Here is a 20,008-nt window from a genome sequence, read left to right as displayed (position 1 = left end):
CTTCACTCCAACCTTGCTCTTTCCTTCGTTTTCGAGGCATGCCGAATATGGTCAACGTGAAACAGGTCGCTCTCCTTGCCGGCGTGTCTTCCGCCACCGTATCGCGCGCGTTGTCGGCACCGGAACTGCTGCGGCCAGTGACCCTGAAGCGCGTGCAGGAAGCGATTGCCAGCCTGGACTATGTGCCCTTTGCCGCTGCCCGAATCCTGCGTTCGGGACGGACCATGTCCATCGGCATCATTGCGCCGACGCTGATGAACGAACTGTACGCAAGAGCCGTGGACACCCTTGAGAAGCAGCTCGAAGCGCTAGGCTATACTGTTGTTCTGACGTGTCATCGCGACAACAACGAAATCGAGTTGCGCTGTGCGCGGGAACTGCTGGAGCGGCGCGTGGACGGCATCGCCATCATCGGCTCGCAGCACCATCCCGAAGTCTTCTCTCTTATCCATAAGCACAATGTCCCCTATGTGCTGATGTGGGCAACGGATCGCGAAGGCAGCCATCCGACGGTCGGCTACGACAACCGGCTCGCGATGCGGCGGCTGACCGCCTATCTGGTAGGCCTTGGGCACCGCGAATTCGCCGTCCTCCCTGGCCCGCTGAACACCCAGCATCTGTCGGTCCAGCGGCTGGAAGGCGTCAAGGACGTGCTCAGCGAACACGGCATCGCACTGCGCGAGGAACTGGTCCTGCCCACTCCCTATGAGGTCGAGCCGGCCCGCGCCGCAGCGCGCGCCTGTCTGACCAGTCCACATCGGCCTACCGCACTGATCTGCATAAACGACTTCATCGCGGTCGCCGCCATCGCCGAGTGCCGCGCCCTGGGCCGGTCCATTCCGGCCGATATCTCCGTGACCGGTTTCGGGGACTGGCAGGTCGCGGAACTTATCACGCCCACCCTGACAACCATGCGTTCGAACCCCGTGCGTATCGGCGAACTGACCGCGAGGAACATCATTGCGCAGATAGAAGGCACGGCACGGCGGGAAAATCTGCAGGACGAATTCGAGCCGGAGCTGATCGTTCGGGAAAGTGCTGCCGCGGTGAAAATCGTAGCGGCGCCTTAGTCCCGTCCCGGCCAACGCTGGCTATCTTCGCTTCAAGGGCTCGAGGCGCAAACGCAATTCTGCAACGCTCCTCGAATGCCCAATCCCTGCGCTTCCGTGAACTTGGGTCTTCCGCAATTTGTGTGACGAAGGCGAATTCGTGTTGGGGACCTTGCCGTTGTCTTTCCCGCTCCACTACCACCATTCTTCATTCTGATTAACGTGGGCGAGCCCGCCAGCCTCGACCTGGCCGCACGAACTCACGCGCCTGCGATGGCGACTGGACCACCAGGTCCAGCAGTACAAGCAGCCCGGTCATTTAGGGCATGTGACAACCGCAGGTACTCTCAGCAGGCCGGCAACGTGACGTACTGCGTAGCCGATGGCATCGGCAGACTCAGCGCGAGGTGCGGTATGGCTTGCCTGGATCGCATCATGGTAGAGAGCATCCGATTTCGTGCGCGTGATGATGCTATCCATCATGAGTACAGCCTCAACAGGATACTTTCCCGAGGCAGACTCGGCAGAGAGCATCACCGTATCGGCACCGTCGTAGACCGCTGTGGCGACGTCAGCTGCTTCCGCACGCGTCGGTACGGGCGCCGCGATCATGGACTCGAACATCTATGTTGCCACGATTACGGGCTTCCCTGCCCGACAGCACGCGCGAATGATTTGCTTCTGCAGTGAAGGAACCATTTCCGCCGGCATCTCAACGCCGAGGTCACCGCGCGCCACCATCACGGCGTCGGCCTCGACGACGATAGCTTCCAACTGTTGGATAGGGTGCGATGCAGTGGAAGGGGTGGGCACGAGCGACAGCAGCATCAAACATCGAGCGCAATAGCTGACGCGGCTCGTTGAAGCGGTGATTGTTTATAAAGAGTATGTGGTCAACGCTGACCACTGTTGCGCGCTGCCCGCGATGATGGGCTGTGGAAAGCGTCAGGAAGATGGCTGGAGGCAAACGCCCCGGGGGGAGGGCTAGTGTGCGTCCCAACCTGGGAACGCACACTTGCGAACAGCTTATTGCTTGGTAAAGATCTTCGGCGCCACGGTATTGAAGGTGTTCTGGATGGCTACCGCCTGCTTTTGGAGGTCGTCGCCCCGGACATCGGCCACCTTCATGCCAAATTCCTTGGCAAACGCCTTATAGGAATCGCTGGCAATGGCCTTGGCGAACAGCTCCTGCAATTGCTGCGCGCGCTCAGGAGAAATGCCCTTTGGCGCAACGAGATAGGACATCTGCTCCAGCGGACCGTACGGGAACACGTCGATCTTCTTTTCGGCAAATGTTGGGACGTTCGGCAGAATCGCCACGCGTTCCGTCGAGAAAACGCCAATCGGCTTGATCAGATCGCCCTTGATCTGCGCCATCACCTCCGAAGGCTTCAGTACGCCGGCATCGATTTGCTTTCCTGCGAGATCGGTCAGTACTTTCGATCCACCGGTGTAGGGCACATTGACAAAATCTACGTTCGCCGCACGCCCCAGCATTGCTGCAAACGTGTGGTTCACATTGTTGTTGCCGGGCGTGCCGATCGACACCGCGCCCGGCTTCTTCTTGAGCAGCGCGACGAAGTCTTCGATGCTGTTGACAGGGCTGGCCTTCGGCACCACCAGGACAAGTTGCTCTACGGTCGTCTGGTTCAGGGCCTTGTACTGGTCGATTCGCAGCTTCGTGTCATTCTGCGCGACGATGCCCATCAAAGACGAGGTGGCGAGGCCGACCGTATAGCCGTCGGGTTGGGCGTTCGCCACCTTGGTCAGCCCGATAATGCTGGTGCCACCGGGGACGTTCTCGACTACCACAGTCACACCCGACTTACCCAGAATCTCGGACAGCTTTCGCGCAGTCAGGTCGACGGAACCGCCGGCGTTCCAGGGAACGATTAGGGAAATGGGCTTGGACGGAAACGCCGCATCCTTGGCGTTTGCAGTGAAGCTGGCGAGTGTGGCCAACGCCATGACCGCCCCGGCGGCAATGCGAAACAACTTCATGACTGTGTCTCCTCTAGTAATGTGCACAGCAAAAACATCTCTTCGGATCAGAACTTCACGATGTAGCCAGGGCCATCGATGAACGCAAATCTTTCAAATACGGATTCATCGACCTCCAGGCCAAGGCCCGGCTTTTCCAGTGGCTTGACGCAGCCGGAAGCATCCGTCTCAAAACCTGGACCGAACATGTCGCGGAATGGGTTGTAGTGCGACACACAAGCCTCGAAGTACCCGGGGTTATCGACCGCGGCAAGGTAGTGAACGCAGGCGGCGTGATTGATGCCGGTGGCAGAACTGTGCGGGTGTACCTTATAGCCCCACGCAGACACCATTCCGGCAATGCGCATGGCTTCGGTGATCCCACCAGTTTTCGAAAGGTCCGGTTGGAAGACTTGCACAGCGCCCTCGTCGAGAAGCTGAGCAAATGCATAGCGCGTGTAGTGGTTCTCGCCGGCGGCCAGAGGCACCCGCATGCTGAACGACGCTGCGGCCCGATACGCACCGAAGTTGTCACATGCGAACGGCTCTTCGAGCCAACCCGCCCGGATGTCCTCGAGGACAGGCATCAAGCGACGCACCTCGTCCAATGAATATGAGGCATTCACATCAGTCAAGATGTCGATGTTGTCGCCGACGCGCGAGCGGACATGAGTGAGTCGGGCCGAATCGTTGGCAACGCCGTCGCCAAGACGTAGCTTGATGGCACGATATCCCGCGTCGATGTATTGCTGCGCCTCATCGGCCAGCGATTCCGGTGCCTGGTAACCCAGCGCGATTCCGCCTGCGTACGCTGGAATCGCCTTGTTGCTGCCACCCAGCAGCTTATAGAGCGGCTGGTTGCAAAGTTTGCCTCGCACATCCCACAGCGCCATGTCGATACCGGACAGCGCGAGCGAAGCTGCGGCGCCGGTACCATGACTGGCGAGTTGCATCTTGTGGACTCGGCTCCAGACGCCATTGGTATCAAAGGCATCCATCCCGACGACTAGCGGCGCAACCGTGTTGGCAATCAGGCTCGTGATGGCGCCCGGGCTGCGGCCAGGATGCGCCTCACCGTACCCGACAACACCGCACTCGGTCTCTACGCGGATAATGATCGTGTCGCGCTTGATGGTGCTGCCGATGCCGAGCGTGACGGTCTTACCTTCAGGCAAGCGAAACGACAGGGGAATGGCCTTTACCGATCGAATTTTTGACATGCTTAAGGACTTCCTTGCAAGTAACGTGAGGGACGCTGCAGGCCACTCACAGCACTAGACCATGCTGGTTCACAGAAACACCATCTCCCACGAGCGTGCCTCGGGCCATCCCGCGACATCTCACGCATGAGCAGTACAACACGACTCGATTGATCAAACATATTGACAAAAACAATCAATGCAGTCCATAAATGGCTACGTATTCATTTTATGGTCAGCGAAGGCCGAATGGAAGCGTCAACTATTGTGCGACGCACCAAACCAGCGAGGGTCCGGTCATGGTTTGCAGGGGGAAACTACGGGCTATCAGCCAAAAAGTACTGCCCGAGGCCGGTCGGCTCTCCCCCAGTGGAACGATCCGGTTCGTGAAGCGAAAGCCGCTTCTATTCGGCTTCGGTCCTGCCACCTTCCGCAGCACGCCGTATCACTGTCGAAAGGTCGGCTCCGGCCAGTCTCTGCGCGGCCGTTCGGCTATCGCCGGTCCAGAAGTCCCGTTCAGCAGTGAGAATCCGCTCCTCCGTATTGCGCATGTGCAGGAAGGCCGCCTGGCGGGCGCGTTGCGGATCCTGGGTTTCGATCGCGGCACAGATCTCCGCATGCTCGTTGCGGACATGCGCAGCAAGATCACTTCGCCTGGCTTCATTGCCGCGCGTGAGACGAATGGCGTCTCTCAAAGCCCGCGTCAGCATGCCGAGTAGTTCGGTGTAATGGGGATTGCCAGTGGCACGGGACACCGCAAGATGGAACGCCAGGTCTTCTTCGACGCCGTCGCCGCCCGCGCGCACTGCAGAGTCGATCTCGCGCAATGCGTTCCGGATGTCGTCCATTTGGCTTTCGCTACGGCGCTCCGCAGCCAATGCGGCCATTTCCGCTTCAATCCCACGGCGCAGTTCCAGGATTCGCACGACACCCAAGGCTGGGTCAGAACCGCCACGTCCAAGGCGGAATACCTCTGCGGTCGCAGGGTTGAGCACAACCGTACCGCTCCCCTGCCGGCTTTCTACGAGCCCCTCGGACTTGAGACGGGAAATGGCTTCGCGAATCACGGTGCGGCTCACGCCGTATTGCTCCGTCATGAACTTTTCCGTCGGCAGACGAGCATTGACGGGGTACAGACCGCGTCGGATCTGCCCAGCGAGGTGTTCGGTGACGCGGTCGGCCAATGTGGGCTCAAAACCGCCTTTCCCCGCCGGCTGCTGCTCTGCTTCCGTCAGATTTTCTGTTGTGCTCTGCAAGGTAATGCTCCACTAGTCGTTGCTTCGCCGCGCGTCAGCGCTGCGGCATCGCTAGTCCACATCATAGCACCCCAAACAAATTTGCTTGACATATTCATCATATGAATTTGTAATACAACTCATAAGAACACAACGACTTCGTGCGACGCTGTCGCAAACCAACGAGGAGACTGCATCAATGACAGCCCAGAATCACAATCAGTCGCTTGAAAATGCTTACGTATGCAGACGCATGCCTGCGGAGATCGAAGCCGCGCTGAAAGAGCGCTTCGTCGTAAAGCTGAACGAAAGCGACGAACTGACGGATTCCGCCACCATCATCGAGCGCGCCAAGGGCGTGAGCGTTCTGCTGGTGACCGCGACCGAGCGCATTGACGGCAATGTGTTGCGCGCACTGTCGCCCACCCTCAAGACGGTGGCCACTCTCTCGGTAGGCTACGACCACATCGACTTGGCCACGGCTCGCGAACTCGGCATCGAGGTTCTGCATACGCCTGACGTCCTGAGCGATGCTTGTGCTGAAGTCGCGCTAATGCTCCTGCTCAATGCCGCACGGCGCGGTTATGAAGCAGATCGCATGGTCCGCAGCGGCCAATGGCCGGGTTGGGCGCCCACTCAACTGCTGGGCAAAGGCCTGGTCGGCAAGCGGCTCGGCATATTCGGCATGGGGCGCATCGGCCGAGCCATCGCGACGCGTTCCCGCGCATTCGGCATGCAAATCCACTACCACAACCGCTCCCAACTTGGGCCAGAGGACGCCGAGGGCGCCATCTACCACGCGACCCTCGAAAGCCTCTGCCGACACAGCGAGATGCTGCTGGTCGCGGCACCGGGTTCACCACAGCTCAAAGGAACGCTCGATCAAGCGCACATCCGAGCACTGCCGCCTGGCGCTGTCGTCGCCAATATTTCCCGCGGCGACATCGTCGATGACGATGCGCTGATCGAAGCGCTGAACAACGGCCACGTCTTTGCTGCTGGCCTTGATGTTTTCGCCAACGAGCCGAACGTCGATCCGCGCTATCGCGCTCTCGACAACGTCTTTCTCAGTCCGCATATCGGCAGCGCGACAGAGGAAACGCGCAACGCCATGGGATGGCTTCTGATCGACGGGATCGCGGCACTGCGCCGCGGCGAACGACCCGCCAACCTGCTTTCCTGATTCCCCCTTCAAGTCAAAGCGACCGGAGTTCCTTTTCATGCAGATCCAGAATCCTTCTCTCTTCCGCCAACAGTGCCACGTGAATGGTCAATGGGTAGACGCTGCTGACGGCGAAGTGGTGCCCGTCACAAATCCTGCAACAGGGCAACAGCTCGGTACTGTGCCCCGCATGACGGCCGCCGACGTCCAGGCAGCCATCGCCGCCGCGGACCGCGCCCTTCCGGCATGGCGCGCAACCAGCTCGCGCGAACGCAGCCGCCTGCTGCGTCGATGGTTCGATCTCTGCATGGCCAACCAGGAGGACCTAGCAACGATCCTCACGCTTGAGCAAGGCAAACCGCTGAAAGAGTCCCGGGGTGAGATTGCCTACGGGTCTGGCTTTATTGAATGGTTCTCGGAAGAAGCACGTCGAATCTATGGCGATGTGATTCCTGCGCCATCATCGGACCGCCGCATCATCGTCATCAAGCAGCCCGTCGGCGTCGTCGCCGCCATCACCCCGTGGAATTTCCCGAATGCGATGATCACGCGCAAGGCTGGCGCCGCTTTGGCTGCAGGCTGCACGATCGTGATCAAGCCTGCCTCTGCCACGCCCTTCTCTGCGCTGGCGCTCGCCGCTCTGGCCAAGGAAGCAGGAATCCCTGATGGGGTACTGAATGTGGTCACCGGTTCCGCCTCCGTTGTAGGGGGTGAGCTCACATCGAGCCCCGTCGTGCGCAAGCTGTCGTTCACGGGCTCCACCGATGTCGGCAAGACTCTCCTCGAGCAATGCGCCGGTACGGTGAAGAAGGTTTCTATGGAACTGGGCGGCAACGCGCCATTCCTCATCTTCGACGACGCCGACCTCGACGCTGCCGTCGCCGGCGTCATGGCCTCGAAGTTTCGTAATGCCGGTCAGACCTGTGTCTGCGCGAACCGCATCTTCGTCCAGGACGGCGTCTACGACGCGTTCGCAGAGAAGCTCAGGATAGCAGTGGAAGCTCAAGTCGTCGGCGATGGCATGGCACCGGGCGTGGATCTCGGACCGCTGATTGACGACGCGGCGATCGAGAAGGTTCGCGAACACATCGACGACGCCGTCTCTCTGGGTGCTCAAGTCTTCACCGGCGGCAAGGCCCATGCCCTCGGCGGCCGCTTCTTCAAGCCGACGATCCTCACGGACGTGTCGCCGAAGGCGAAGCTCATGAATGAGGAGACTTTCGGCCCGGTGGCCCCCCTCATCCGCTTCAAGACCGAGGAAGAAGCCGTCGCAATGGCAAATGACACGCCCTTCGGACTGGCTGCCTATTTCTATACCACCAACTACGCCCGCTCCTGGCGCGTGGCAGAAGCGCTCGAATGCGGCATCGTGGGCCTGAACGAGGGCCTGATCTCCACCGAGGTCGCACCGTTCGGCGGTGTGAAGGAGTCGGGTGTCGGCCGGGAGGGGTCCAAATACGGCATCGAGGACTACATCGAGGTCAAGTACATCTGCGCTGGCGGCCTGGCATTGCGCTGAGCCACGAGACAACGACAGGAGACAGAATCATGAAGAAAACAGTGGGCATGATTGGCATTGGCATGATGGGCCATGGCATCGCGACGAATGTGGCAAAGCATGGTTATCCCTTGGTGGTCCTCGAACATCCAGGTAATCAGCCACTCGACGCTCTGCTGAAGGCGGGGGCGAAAACCGTACCGGCTATCTCGGAGCTCGCCGGCCAAGTCGACATCGTCATTCTCTGCGTTACCGGATCCCCCGAGGTCGAGGATGTGCTTTTCAGCGCCCAAGGCCTCCTCAGCGCCCTGCGGCCCGGTACCGTGGTCATCGATTGCTCGACGGCGATCCCCTCTTCGACCGAGCGCATCGCCGCCGTCGTGCAAAAGGCCGGTGGCAGGTTCATAGACGCGCCAATGACGCGTACGCCCAAAGAAGCCGCCGAGGGGCGACTGAACCTGATCGTCGGCGGCGACGAGTCGCTCTACCAAGAATGCCTGCCACTGCTGCAGAGCTTCGCCGAAAACATCACTTTCGCCGGGCCTGTCGGCTCCGGACACCGGCTCAAGCTGTTGCACAACTTCGTGTCCCTGGGTTTCTCCGCAGTCCTGGCAGAGGCTGCCGCCTGTGCAGCACGCGCTGATGTCAGTCCCGAGGTCCTTGTGGATGTGCTGGCCAAGGGCGGCGGTGCCGGTGTCATCTTGGAACGCCTGCGTCCCTTCATTGAGCGGGGCGACAGCTCCGGGTTCCGCTTCACCATCTCCAACGCGCTGAAGGACATGACCTACTACGACACGATGGCGAGCGAAGTGGGCGCGAGTCATGCGACTGCCTCAGCGATCCGCGAAACCTACGCCGGCGCCTATGACCAACGGTCCAATGGCACCGTGCCGGAGCTTGTCGCACTGCTGGCCGAGCCGGCATCCGTTCGCTGACCGTCCCCGGAAACCGCCAACATGATCACAAACCAGCAATACAAGATTGCCGTCATTCCAGGCGATGGCATTGGCAACGAAGTGGTCCCCGAAGGCATCCGGGTCTTGGAAGCCGCCAGCGCTAAGTTCGGCTTCACGCTCGCCTTCACGACCTATGACTGGAGCTGCGCCCGCTACCACGCCCAAGGAAGCATGATGCCGTCCGATGGAATCGAGCGACTACGCGACTCTGACGCCATCTTTCTCGGCGCAGTCGGCTTCCCCGGCGTGCCGGACCACGTATCACTGTGGAACCTCCTCATCCCGATCCGCCGCGAATTCGACCAGTATGTGAACCTGCGACCGGTCAGGCTTCTGCCCGGTGTTCCCTGCCCGCTCGCCAACAAGGAGCCCGGCGACATCGACTTCTGGATCGTGCGCGAGAACACCGAAGGCGAATACTCGCAAGTTGGCGGACGCATGTTCGCCGGCACGGAACATGAGTTCGTCACGCAGGAGGCCATCTTCACTCGTCGCGGAACCGATCGAATCATGCGCTATGCGTTTGATCTCGCTAAGAAGCTCGGACGGAATCACGTGACATCGGCAACCAAGTCCAATGGCATCTTCCATTCCATGCCCTTCTGGGACGAGCGGTTTGCCGCAGTGGGTGCCGACTATCCCGACATCCGCACCGACCAGTACCACATCGATATCCTGGCAGCGCGGTTCGCGATGTCCCCGGAGCGCTTCGACGTCGTGGTTGGATCGAACCTGTTCGGCGACATCCTTTCCGATCTCGGCCCAGGTATCACGGGAACGATTGCAGTGGCGCCGAGCGCAAACATCAACCCGGAGCGGAAATATCCGTCGATGTTTGAACCGGTGCATGGCTCCGCCCCAGACATCGCCGGACAAGGCATTGCGAATCCCATCGGTCAGATCTGGTCTGGGGCCATGATGCTGGAACACCTCGGACAGCCTGAGGCAGCGGCCGCGATCATGAAGGCCATCGAAACTGTCCTTACGCATCCCGATCGCGTACAAACGCCTGACCTGGGTGGAAGGGCCAGTACACAGGAAATGGGCGCCGAAATCGCCAGGGCGGTGCTCGCATGACACAAGCCTCCAGGGTAGCGAGTCGCCCGCTTGTACTGCTGACTGATGCCATCGTCCCGGAGGCGCATGCTCGACTGGCGGCTAACGCTGACGTCGAGTTACTGCCTCCAGGACTGATCGGCGCGGCTAGTGATCAAGCCCTTCGAGATCGCATTGCGCAGGTTGACGGTCTGATCGTACGGCGACAGCTCCCTGGCGATCTGTTCGAGCGCGAGCATCGTCTTCGCGCCGTCGTTCGTCATGGTGTTGGCGTGGACTTCATTCCGGTAGACCGCGCAACGGCGCACGGCATCCCAGTGGCCAATACGCCGGACACGAACTCGAACGCCGTTGCCGAATTTGCGGTATCTGCCATGCTCGCAATGACTAGACGGCTGGCAACCTTCGACGATGCCGTGCGTGACGGCGACTGGAACCGCCGCATGATCGCGGCAGAGCAATCCAGGGAACTTCGCGGCTCGACACTGGGAATCATTGGCTTCGGTGCCATCGGGCGCCGGGTCGCGGAGATCGCAGGCGCGGGCTTCGGCATGAAGCTGCTTGCGCATACGTCGACACCATCCAAGCTCCCGCCGCACGTCGCCCCGGCAGAACTCTCCGAGTTGTTCGCCCGCAGCGATTACATCGTACTCGCGTGCCCTCTTACCGCAGCAACAAGAGGCATGGTGAACAAGACGCTTTTGGCGCATGCGCGTCCGACGACCGTGCTCGTCAATGTGGCGCGGGGGCCAATCATCCAGCAGGCGGATCTGATCGACGCTTTGCGCAGCGGCACCATAGGCGGGGCCGTACTCGACGTATTTGAACAACATCCGCTTCCGGACGACAGCCCGCTTCGAGATCTGCGGAACGTCCTTTTGACACCGCATATCGCTGGCCTGACCCAAGACGCCTCCATGGCCATGGGCCTGGCCGCCGCCGACACGATGCTCGCCCTGCTGCGAGGCGAACGACCACGCAACATCGTCAACCCCGAATTCAACGCCGTCCACCAGGAGACATTCCAATGAAGATCACCCGCATTACCGCAATCCCCCTGTCCTATCGTCTTCCCGAAGGCAAAACGGTCACCATGGGCGTGGGCAGTACGCTCAAGCGTGACGCGATCATCATCCGCGTTGAAACGTCCGAAGGCATCGTGGGCTATGGCGAGTCGCATCCCGGGCGCAGTCCTGGCGCCATCACCAGCCTTGTTCACAACACGCTGTCGCCGCTGCTGGTTGGCATGGACGCCACGGACGTGGTCGGCACCTGGCAGCGCGTGCACCGCATGCAGTTCTCCAGCCACGGTCTTGGCGCCGGCGCCGCGCTGGCGCATTCGGGCATCGACATGGCACTCTGGGATATTCGCGGCAAGGCGGCGAACATGCCGCTCTACAAGCTGCTGGGCGGCTCGCGTCGACGCATTCCGGCCTATGCCGGCGGCATCGCGCTCGGATACCAGCCTGCGGCGTCGCTGGCCGAAGAGGCCCAGTCCTATATCGAACAGGGCTACAAGGCCGTCAAACTGCGAATCGGCGACTCGGTCAAGGCGGATATCGAGCGGGTACGCCATGTGCGCCGCGTGGTCGGCGATGACATCGACATCCTGACCGATGCGAATACGGCCTACACGATCGCCGACGTGCGCCGTGTTATGCCTGTGCTGGCGGAAATTCAAGCGGGCTGGCTCGAAGAGCCATTCGCCTGCAACGATTTCGCTTCGTATCGCGAGGCTGCCCGGATTTCCCCCGTCGTCCCGATCGCGGCTGGCGAGAATCACTTCATGCGATTCGAGTTTGCGCAACTGCTGGAAGCCGGGGCAGTCCAAGTCTGGCAACCCGACCTGTCCAAGACGGGCGGCATGACGGAAGGCATGCGCATCGCCGCCATGGCCTCGGCCTTCCGCATCCCCATCAACGCCCACAGCTCCGCTACGGGCCTCAATCATGCCGCGACGCTGCATTTCCTCGCTGCAACCGAGAACGCCGGCTACTTCGAAGCCTGCGTTTCGCATTTCAATCCCTTCCGGGACATGTTCGGCAAGACCTTCGAAATCGGCCGTGATGGTTGCGTGGTCCCGCCGGAAGCCCCCGGCCTGGGCGTCGAAGTCGACGAGGAAATCTTCAAGCAGTACCCGTTGATCGACGGCCCCGGTTACGTCGTCAAGTTCTGAGCAACTACGCTCTGCAGACACCGATCGACCACATACAAAAGATGGTGAAGGAGACAAACATGCCTAGCAGAAGAACCGCATGCAAATGGGTTCTGTCATCTCTGGCGGGCGCCGCCGGCGCGACCGCCTTCGGTAGCGCCATTGGCGCTGCGAGCGATGCATACCCGGACAAGCCCATTCGCATCGTCGTGCCATATACCCCCGGCGGCTTCAACGACACTCTCGCTCGCACCGTGGGCGAGAAGCTGACCAAGCTCTGGAAGCAGCCGGTGGTCGTTGACAATCGACCAGGTGGCAACACATTGATCGGCAATTCGATGGTTGCGAAAGCCGCGCCCGATGGCTACACGTTGCTGATTACGCCCCTGCCGTTCGCCGCACTTCCCGCGTTGTACGGCACGAAGCTTCCCTACAACGCGACGAAGGATTTTTCTCCGGTCATCTGGGCTGCCAGCACCCAGAACGTGCTGGTGGCGCGAAACGACCTTGGACTTGCGACCGTCAAGGACATCGTCGATTTTGCAAAGAAGAATCCCCGCAAGCTGAACTACGGCTCCACTGGATCCGGCTCCTCCAATCATCTGTCGATGGAACTCTTCGAGAGGATGACCGGTACAAAGCTGACGCACGTCCCGTATAAGGGCAGCGGCCCGGCTGTTGTCGCCCTGCTCGGCGGTGAAATCGATGTGCTGTTCGACAACTTGCCCAATGTGATGAACCAGATCCGAGCCGGCAAGTTCAAGCCCGTAGCCGTCACCGGTCAGCAGCGATCCACGCTGCTGCCAAACGTGCCGACCATCGCTGAATCGGGGGTGCCAGGCTACGAGGTAAACGTCTGGTTCGGCATTCAGGCACCCGCTGGCACACCAAAGGAGGTCGTCCAGAAACTCAACCAGGAAATCGCGAAGGCATTGGCCGATCCGGAAATCATGAAGCGATTCCGCGAACAGGGTGTGGAGGTTGTGGGTAGCTCCCCGACCAAATTCGCCACACTCGTGGAAGCCGAGATCCAGAAATGGGGAAGCGTGGTCCGCGATGCGAACGTCCGATTGGAGTAACTGCTGCGTCGAGAAAGTGTCCCCACGGTAGCGGACACGCTCTGATCCGCGAGCATTCTTCAATATCCCGCCGTACGTCCGGCGGGCTTTTTGTTTATCTCCGATCTGTCAGCGGACGCTGGCAGCGAACCGTTGCAGCGCCGTGCAAGCTGTCGGACCAAATCACTTTCTGCGCAAGCCTGCCCGAAGAGGCGTCAAAGATCCCTTGACCGGCCAGGAATCAGTCGCCCAAAAAAAGGCCCTGCAGGTTATGTTTGCAGGGCCTTTTGCTTGCCGCTTCCTCTTTCCGCACTGCTTGCCGAACGATGTCTCAAGGGCCGATCACATTCCGAGCTGGCTTATTCAGCGACAACGCTTGCCGACTTCGCGACAGCGCCCCACTTGTCGGCTTCGCTCTTGATATAGCCTGCAAACTCATCAGGCTTAGTAGCCACCACTTCGGCACCAAGCGTCGCCAACTTGCTCTTCACTTCCGGCATAGCAAGTACCTTCATCAGTGCAGCACTCAGTTGCTTGATGATTTCTGGCGAAGTTCCGGCGGGTGCAACAAGACCGCCCCAGGAAGAGGCGTCGAATCCCTTAAGCACAGATTCATCGATTGTTGGTGCATTGGGGAACGCCGGCACTCGCTTCTTACTTGCCACTGCCATGAGCTTGAGCTTGCCTCCAGTCACGAACGGACGCGCAGCGACGGCCGTAGTGAACATCATGGACACCTGCCCGGCCATCACATCGGTCAGAGCTGGGCCATCGCCCTTATAGGGCACGTGCATCATGTCCAGCTTCAGCCCAGAGTTGAACATCTCGCCAACCAGGTGATTGGAGGAGCCATTGCCGGCCGAGGCAAATGTGTACTTCCCCGGATTGGCCGTGACTTCTGCCACCAGCCCCTTGATATCCGCCGCTTTGACCTTCGGTCCGGCCACCAGGACGATCGGCACCGTGGTGGTTTGCCCGATTGGGGCGAAGCTCTTGTTGACGTCGTAGCCGAGGTGCGGGTAGATCGACTGGCTGATGGCATTCGGGCCGACGTTCGCCATCAGAAGCGTATAGCCATCTGCCGGCGACTTGGCCACCATCTCAGCCGCGATATTTCCGTTTGCGCCGGGCCGGTTCTCGACCACAAACGTGCCACCGGTGACTTCCTTCAGCTTTTCGCTCAGCACGCGCGCGGTCGTATCGGATGCGCCACCCGGCGGGTATGGCACAACAATGCGCACAGGCTTATCCGGGTAGGCTGCCATGGCGATGCCTGACGCCAAGGCCGAAGCAGCGATGGCCGCACGCCACGCAGTTTTGATCAGTGCATTCATGATGTGTCTCCTCCAATTTTAGTTTATCGAGGATGGATGGGAATCAGTACCGCGCCCCTGGCGAGCGGCTTCACCATCTTGCTGTAGATGTTCAGCCAGCCTTGCTCCGTAGCACCCTGGATTGGTGCTGCGTCGACCCGACGCGAAGCCATCTCCTTCTCGTCGACAAGCAAGTTGATCTGCCGTCCGGGGATGTCGATCTCGATCTCGTCGCCATCCTTGACAAGAGCCAAGGGGCCACCGGCTGCGGCTTCGGGGCACACCTGACCGACCGCGACACCGCGGTTCAAGCCAGATAGCTGGCCATCCGTCACGACGGCGACCTTGCCGTTGAAGCCCGCGCCTTCGACGGCAGCAACGAATGACGACGCCAAGGCCACGCCTGGACCGCCAATCGGCCCCATCCCACGCAGGCACGCTACGGTCCCCTCCGTGATACGTCCATCCGCCAACGCCGCGATAGCTTCCTCCTGAGAGTGAAACACCATCGCTTTGCCACGGAAGCTTTCCGCCTTCTCGCCGGCATTGCCGAGCTTGAGGATGCTACCCTCCGGTGCAAGCGATCCTTTCAGGATGACCAGCGACGGCTTCGTAGAGATGGGGTTGTCCAACGTGCGCAGGATCGAGGGCGATGGCGCCTCGTAATTGTCGAGAATTACCTTCCACGTCTTGCCGGAGACCGTCAAGCACTCCTGCTCGATCATGGACGCCAGACGTTTGATCGTCGCAAGGGTGCCACCCGCCGCTTCAAGCTCCTCCGTACGGTGCGGACCGTTGGGCTTGACAGTCGCAAGCAACGGCACCTCGCGGCCAAGCCGGTCAAAGAGATCGTAGAGATCCACATCCGTTCCGGCCTCCTCCGCAACACCTTGCAGGTGACGAAGCACGTTGATCGATGTCGACAGTGCCAATGCGACGCGCACGGCGTTTCGGAAGGCCGCCGGCGTCAGAATGCTTCGGGGCGTCAGACCTTCATTGACCATCTCGACAATGCGTGCGCCGGCTGCTCGGGCCTGGTCGACCATCGCAGGAGAGTTGGCCAGGACCGGACTGGCGCCTGGCAGCGTCAGACCCAATGCCTCGCAGACGATGTGCATGGAGTTCGCAGTCCCAAGACCAGCGCACACACCGGGGCTGCGCACGGCGCGCTTGCACATGCCGTCCAGGTCCTCGAAGGAGAGTTGACCAGTCACGTGCATGCCGACCTTCTCGAAGACATCTTCGATGTCCACATGCTCGCCCTTGTACCGACCACTGGCCTGATAGCCGCAAATCACCACCAGTGTCGGAATGTTTAGCCGCGCAGCGGCCATCATTTGTCCGGGCGTCGTCTTGTCGCAGGAAGCCAGGCAGACCATGCCGTCGAGTTGTGCGCCCTCGACTTGCACCTCGATGTCGTTCACGATCAGGTCGCGGGACGGGAGGATGTAGCGGCCCTGCTTGCCTGCGCTGGTAATGAAGTCGCTCGGGGCGGCGGTGCGGACCTCGAAGGGTACGCCCCCTGCTGCGCGGATCGCCGCCTTCACGTGGGCGGATACGCCATCGAGGTGACTGAAGCAGCTCGACAGCTCCGACGAGGTGTTGACGACGGCAATCTTCGGCTTGTCCAGGTCGGCATCGCTCAATCCCAGGGCTTGCCATTGGGCCTTACGCAGTGCCCAACGGGTCGTACCCGGGGCGAAATTGCTTCGGTATTTCGGGGAATTCATTGCAGGGCTCCAAGGAAGGCACCATTGTTTTCCAGCACCTGCTGGATATCGGACGCCGGAACATGGTGAACGCTGATGCCGCGTGCCGCTGCCGTTGCAGCGGTATGCCCGGCCGCTTCGCCCATAGCGAAGCATTGCGCGGTTACTCTGATCGAGGCCTGCGCGCCGTGAGTGGCGGATGCACAACGGCCAGCCACCATCAGGTTGTCGAAGCCTTCCAGCAGAAGCGAACGCAGGGGAATCTGGAAGTACGTGCCAGGCGGCAACCAGATCCATTTTGTCGCCCTACCCGCAGCGTGGTCCTCCATTGGCCATGCACAGCACCCGATGGCATCGTCGAAGCGCGCTCCTTCGAGAACATCCTTGTCAGTAAGGACGTAGCTTCCGACGGTACGCCGACTTTCACGGATGCCGATCACCGCGCCCGTATCCATGACGAAGGCCGACTCGAATCCCGGCACGTACCTTCGGAATGCCTTCAGGTATGTGCAGACTTGTTCCCGCCCCGCAATCTCTGCCCGAGACATGACACTGAGGTCGAACGGGTTGGGCGATTTGCCGTCCACAGCCACTTTCGTGATGTTCAGATGCGCAAGCCCTGGCCGTTCGGCAAATACGCCGCCGGCGGTGCGAGGAAGGTCGTAGCCGTCGGCGACAGCCCGCTCAAGCCTTTCGCGAAGAGCCGGACGGCTCAAGCGGGCCAGCGAGTCGGTGTCTACGCCGCCGAACCGCACCATGGTGGTAGGAAATTGAAGATCGCCTTCCGAAATTTCGCAAGGCGCGCCAGCGAAGTTCACCAGGTCGGCATCGCCAGAGCAGTCCACGAACGACTTTGCCCGGATGGCGAGTCGCCCTTGCTTGGTCTCGATCAGCACGGCGTCCAGTTCGCGCTCTTTCATGGCGACACCAACCACCATTGCATGAAACAAGACCTCGACCTTTGCTTCCTGGACGAGCTGATCGAGAGCGACCTTCATGGCGAACAGATCGTAAGGCAACGAAGCCGTCTCGAGCCATCGAGTCGTTTCACCGAGGCCATCAAGTGACCGCAGTCGCTCGATGACTTCGTTGCAGAACCCACCCACAATCTGCTGTACCTCTGTATCGGTGACCGCGTAGAGGCCGCAGATGCTGCCCAGGCTCACCGACGTCAGGGTGCCGCCTAAAAAGCCTTCGCGCTCCAGAAGCAGTACCTTGGCACCCGTCCGCGCCGCGGCAATGGCGGCGGCCACCCCAGCAGCGCCACCTCCAACGACGCAGACGTCTGCAGTTCGAAACACGGGTGTAGACCGAGCTGGCTCGGACACCACACCAAATGAATACGTAGTCATTTTGTCTCCGAAAAAATGCGCGATCGCGGGCCCCTACTGACCCGGATCACGCTTCCGACTATTTTGGTTACGTAGTCATTATAAGCAGAATCGAAAAACTGCCAAGCTCAAGATGTTGTGCGTCGCAATACGAGGTCATTAGGAAGCACAAACGCGTGCGGGGCCAGTTCCGGCGAAGTCATACGACGCTGGAGCCGGTCTACTACCAGCTCAACCATGGCTGGCAAGGGCTGCTGGACAGTGCTCAAGCTGATGCACTCCCACCGCGCCATGGGAATATCGTCATAGCCGACGATCCAAATGTCGTTCGGGACTTGCTTGCCACTGCGGCGGGCGGCATCCAGGACACCGATCGCAACAATGTCATTTGTGCAGAACACTGCATCGACAGCAGGGCGTTCTGCGAGCAGTGTCTGCATCGCCCGAAAGCCGGACTCGTAGCCAAAGTCGGCGGCATCAGCGCGCACAAATGCGTTCCCCTGGCTCAACTCGCCAAGGCCTTCCATAAAGCCTCGCTCCCGTTCGCGAATCGTGCTTGCCTTGGAACCCCTGCTGGACGCGGCTGAGATCAGTCCAATGCACTTTCTGCCCGCGGACACGAAATAGTCTGCAACCCGCCGGCCGCCGGCATAGTTGTCGCTCACGATCGTGTCGAACAAGTCTGTTCCGACAGAGCGATTGATCAGGATGATCGGCTTCTCGGCCGCGACTCGGGTCAGCATCTCCCTGGATTCATCCAGCGCGGCGGCAAAGATGACGCCATCGGTTGCGCTTTCGGCAAGCGCACGTACCGTTGCTTCGTCCATCTTTCCTTCAAGCTCCCAGACCGTTGTGCGGAAGCCCCGACTAGCGAGCCGCTCAACTAACAGTTGGAGCAGCATGGGGTACAACGGGTTAGACAGGCTCGCGATGACGACCGCAACCGTCCCGCTGCGACGCGTCTTCATCTGTCGAGCTGCCGCACTGGGCGAATACTCGTTGTCTTGTATGACCTTTAAGACCCGCGCCTTGGTCTCCGGCTTCACCGATGGCAAATCCTGAAGCACACGGGAGACGGTGGTTTGCGAAACCCCCGCCAAGTTGGCAATGTCGATGCTGGTAAGCCTCTTGCTCATGGTGAGGTAGGAACTGCACACATTTCTGTAAATGCCCCGGATTCTAAACGAACCCTTCGAGGCCGCCACGAGAACCCTCGCGCTGGTCACCTCCAGATCGCGGTAGCCAGCCCCAAACCTGAAGGCGGCGCCGATGGAGGTCTTGGCGCAGTTTAGGCGCAAGTAGTCGTACTTTATTTGGCCTCGGTGATACTCGGTGTTACTGCGCTGCTGGTGATAGTCTTCGTTGATGCGCCGGAAATAAGCTGCCAGTGCCGCCCTTTCCGCCGCTGGCACGCCGTAGACACGCACACCGATGACTGAGCGCTTGTAGATTTCGCCGAAGTCCAGCCCTAACGATGCTGTCTCGGCGACCGTGGAGATTGTCCTGAACAGATATTGCTGCTTGGGTACGGCGATCACGATCCGGCATTCATCAACTCGGCCAGCGCGCGGTGTCGCCTGGCGTCGGCCGGCACTCATTGTTGGACATTCATGGGGCGCGCTAGCGTGCGGGGCCGATTCCGACGCCACAGTTTGTGGCACACGGTACTATTGATCTTTCCGTAAATCATGACATCACCACAACGTTGCCTGAACCCAGCACGCGGCGATGATCGAAGGCCGGTGTTGAGCGCTTTTGAGCTTGTTGCGGGCGACGGTATGCAACTCATTGAGGTTGTCGGGGCAGAAGTTCGCAATCGCGTGACGCTTGAGCCATGCCCACAGGTACTCAACTGGGTTGAGCTCAGGGCAGTACGGTGGCAGGAAGGTCATATGAATATGTCCCTCGATCGAATCCAGATATTCGCGGACCATTGCGGCGCGATGGGGCCTGGCCCCATCCCAGATGATCAGCAACGGCTGCTTCAAATGCGCTTTGAGCGCCTTAAGAAACTCGACCACCTGTTCTTTCTTGACGCTGCCTTCGTACAGCCGAAACAGGTAGTTGGTGCGACTGAGGCCGGCGATCGCCGACACATGGTTCCAGTTGAAATGAAACTGGATGATGGGTGTTTGCCCCTTTGGCGCCCAGGTGCGCACACGCGTGGGCCGCTCGCTGATGCCAGTCTCGTCGATAAAGACAATCAATCGGCCTTCGCGCTGGGCTTTTTTTTAAGCGCAGGCCGCGGTGCCTTAGTCCCGTCCCGGCCGACGCTGGCTATCTTCGCTTCAGGCTCGTCGGGGAAAT

At 60.3% G+C, this 20,008-nt stretch carries 15 protein-coding genes and 2 pseudogenes; 8 read left to right on the top strand and 9 right to left on the bottom strand.

Features of this window, described 5'->3' with window-relative positions:
- Positions 1-47 precede the first annotated feature (47 nt).
- Entirely contained in the window at positions 48-1,070 is a 1,023-nt protein-coding gene (locus LDO29_RS25855; protein WP_224082584.1) for a LacI family DNA-binding transcriptional regulator, read from the top strand.
- Positions 1,071-1,379: 309 nt separating this feature from the next.
- Here LDO29_RS25855 and LDO29_RS25850 read toward each other — a convergent pair.
- From LDO29_RS25850 to LDO29_RS25835, 4 genes and pseudogenes are all read right to left on the bottom strand, one after another.
- Positions 1,380-1,832, bottom strand: a pseudogene (locus tag LDO29_RS25850) (pyruvate kinase); the annotation flags it as partial.
- Between the two features lie 243 nt (positions 1,833-2,075).
- The gene (locus tag LDO29_RS25845; protein ID WP_224082583.1) at positions 2,076-3,050 is read right to left on the bottom strand and encodes a Bug family tripartite tricarboxylate transporter substrate binding protein; all 975 of its coding nucleotides are present in this window, start codon (positions 3,048-3,050) and stop codon (positions 2,076-2,078) included.
- A 47-nt stretch (positions 3,051-3,097) separates the two neighbouring features.
- On the bottom strand, positions 3,098-4,249 hold the full coding sequence (locus LDO29_RS25840) for a mandelate racemase/muconate lactonizing enzyme family protein (RefSeq protein ID WP_224082582.1): 1,152 nt from the start codon (positions 4,247-4,249) through the stop codon (positions 3,098-3,100).
- 383 nt (positions 4,250-4,632) lie between these two features.
- Complete coding sequence (locus LDO29_RS25835) at positions 4,633-5,484, bottom strand: FadR/GntR family transcriptional regulator (RefSeq protein ID WP_318035530.1); 852 nt, start codon at positions 5,482-5,484, stop codon at positions 4,633-4,635.
- Positions 5,485-5,662: 178 nt separating this feature from the next.
- Here LDO29_RS25835 and LDO29_RS25830 point away from each other — a divergent pair, with 178 nt between their 5' ends.
- The 7 genes from LDO29_RS25830 to LDO29_RS25800 are packed head-to-tail and all read left to right on the top strand — an operon-like array spanning position 5,663 to position 13,369.
- The gene (locus LDO29_RS25830; RefSeq protein ID WP_224082581.1) at positions 5,663-6,646 is read left to right on the top strand and encodes a 2-hydroxyacid dehydrogenase; all 984 of its coding nucleotides are present in this window, start codon (positions 5,663-5,665) and stop codon (positions 6,644-6,646) included.
- A gap of 37 nt (positions 6,647-6,683) precedes the next feature.
- A complete protein-coding gene (locus LDO29_RS25825; RefSeq protein ID WP_224082580.1) occupies positions 6,684-8,144 on the top strand; it encodes an NAD-dependent succinate-semialdehyde dehydrogenase in 1,461 nt (486 codons plus the stop codon).
- 29 nt (positions 8,145-8,173) lie between these two features.
- On the top strand, positions 8,174-9,058 hold the full coding sequence (locus LDO29_RS25820; protein WP_253074148.1) for an NAD(P)-dependent oxidoreductase: 885 nt from the start codon (positions 8,174-8,176) through the stop codon (positions 9,056-9,058).
- Positions 9,059-9,079: 21 nt separating this feature from the next.
- Positions 9,080-10,156, top strand: a complete 1,077-nt coding sequence (locus LDO29_RS25815) for a tartrate dehydrogenase (protein ID WP_224082579.1) — start codon at positions 9,080-9,082, stop codon at positions 10,154-10,156.
- The gene (locus tag LDO29_RS25810; protein WP_224082578.1) at positions 10,153-11,166 is read left to right on the top strand and encodes a hydroxyacid dehydrogenase; all 1,014 of its coding nucleotides are present in this window, start codon (positions 10,153-10,155) and stop codon (positions 11,164-11,166) included. Before LDO29_RS25815 ends, LDO29_RS25810 begins: the two co-directional genes overlap by 4 nt.
- On the top strand, positions 11,163-12,311 hold the full coding sequence (locus tag LDO29_RS25805) for a mandelate racemase/muconate lactonizing enzyme family protein (RefSeq protein WP_224082577.1): 1,149 nt from the start codon (positions 11,163-11,165) through the stop codon (positions 12,309-12,311). The genes LDO29_RS25810 and LDO29_RS25805 overlap by 4 nt, the downstream gene beginning before the upstream one ends.
- A 59-nt stretch (positions 12,312-12,370) precedes the next feature.
- A complete protein-coding gene (locus LDO29_RS25800; protein WP_224082576.1) occupies positions 12,371-13,369 on the top strand; it encodes a tripartite tricarboxylate transporter substrate binding protein in 999 nt (332 codons plus the stop codon).
- 338 nt (positions 13,370-13,707) lie between these two features.
- On the opposite strand, the gene LDO29_RS25795 is transcribed toward LDO29_RS25800, so the two are convergent.
- From LDO29_RS25795 to LDO29_RS25775, 5 genes and pseudogenes are all read right to left on the bottom strand, one after another.
- Entirely contained in the window at positions 13,708-14,682 is a 975-nt protein-coding gene (locus LDO29_RS25795; protein WP_224082575.1) for a Bug family tripartite tricarboxylate transporter substrate binding protein, read from the bottom strand.
- 23 nt (positions 14,683-14,705) lie between these two features.
- On the bottom strand, positions 14,706-16,391 hold the full coding sequence (gene ilvD / locus LDO29_RS25790; protein WP_224082574.1) for a dihydroxy-acid dehydratase: 1,686 nt from the start codon (positions 16,389-16,391) through the stop codon (positions 14,706-14,708).
- Entirely contained in the window at positions 16,388-17,722 is a 1,335-nt protein-coding gene (locus tag LDO29_RS25785) for an FAD-dependent oxidoreductase (RefSeq protein WP_224082573.1), read from the bottom strand. The genes ilvD and LDO29_RS25785 overlap by 4 nt, the downstream gene beginning before the upstream one ends.
- 107 nt (positions 17,723-17,829) lie before the next feature.
- Entirely contained in the window at positions 17,830-19,299 is a 1,470-nt protein-coding gene (locus LDO29_RS25780; protein ID WP_224082572.1) for a LacI family DNA-binding transcriptional regulator, read from the bottom strand.
- A gap of 96 nt (positions 19,300-19,395) precedes the next feature.
- Positions 19,396-19,932: pseudogene (locus tag LDO29_RS25775) on the bottom strand (IS630 family transposase); the annotation flags it as partial.
- Between the last annotated feature and the right edge of the window lie 76 nt (positions 19,933-20,008).

Origin of the sequence: Cupriavidus laharis (assembly GCF_914271435.1) — a bacterium.
GTDB lineage: Bacteria > Pseudomonadota > Gammaproteobacteria > Burkholderiales > Burkholderiaceae > Cupriavidus > Cupriavidus laharis.
The sequence above is the reverse complement of the archived record's forward strand: the minus strand, read 5'-3'. Positions and strand labels throughout refer to the sequence as shown.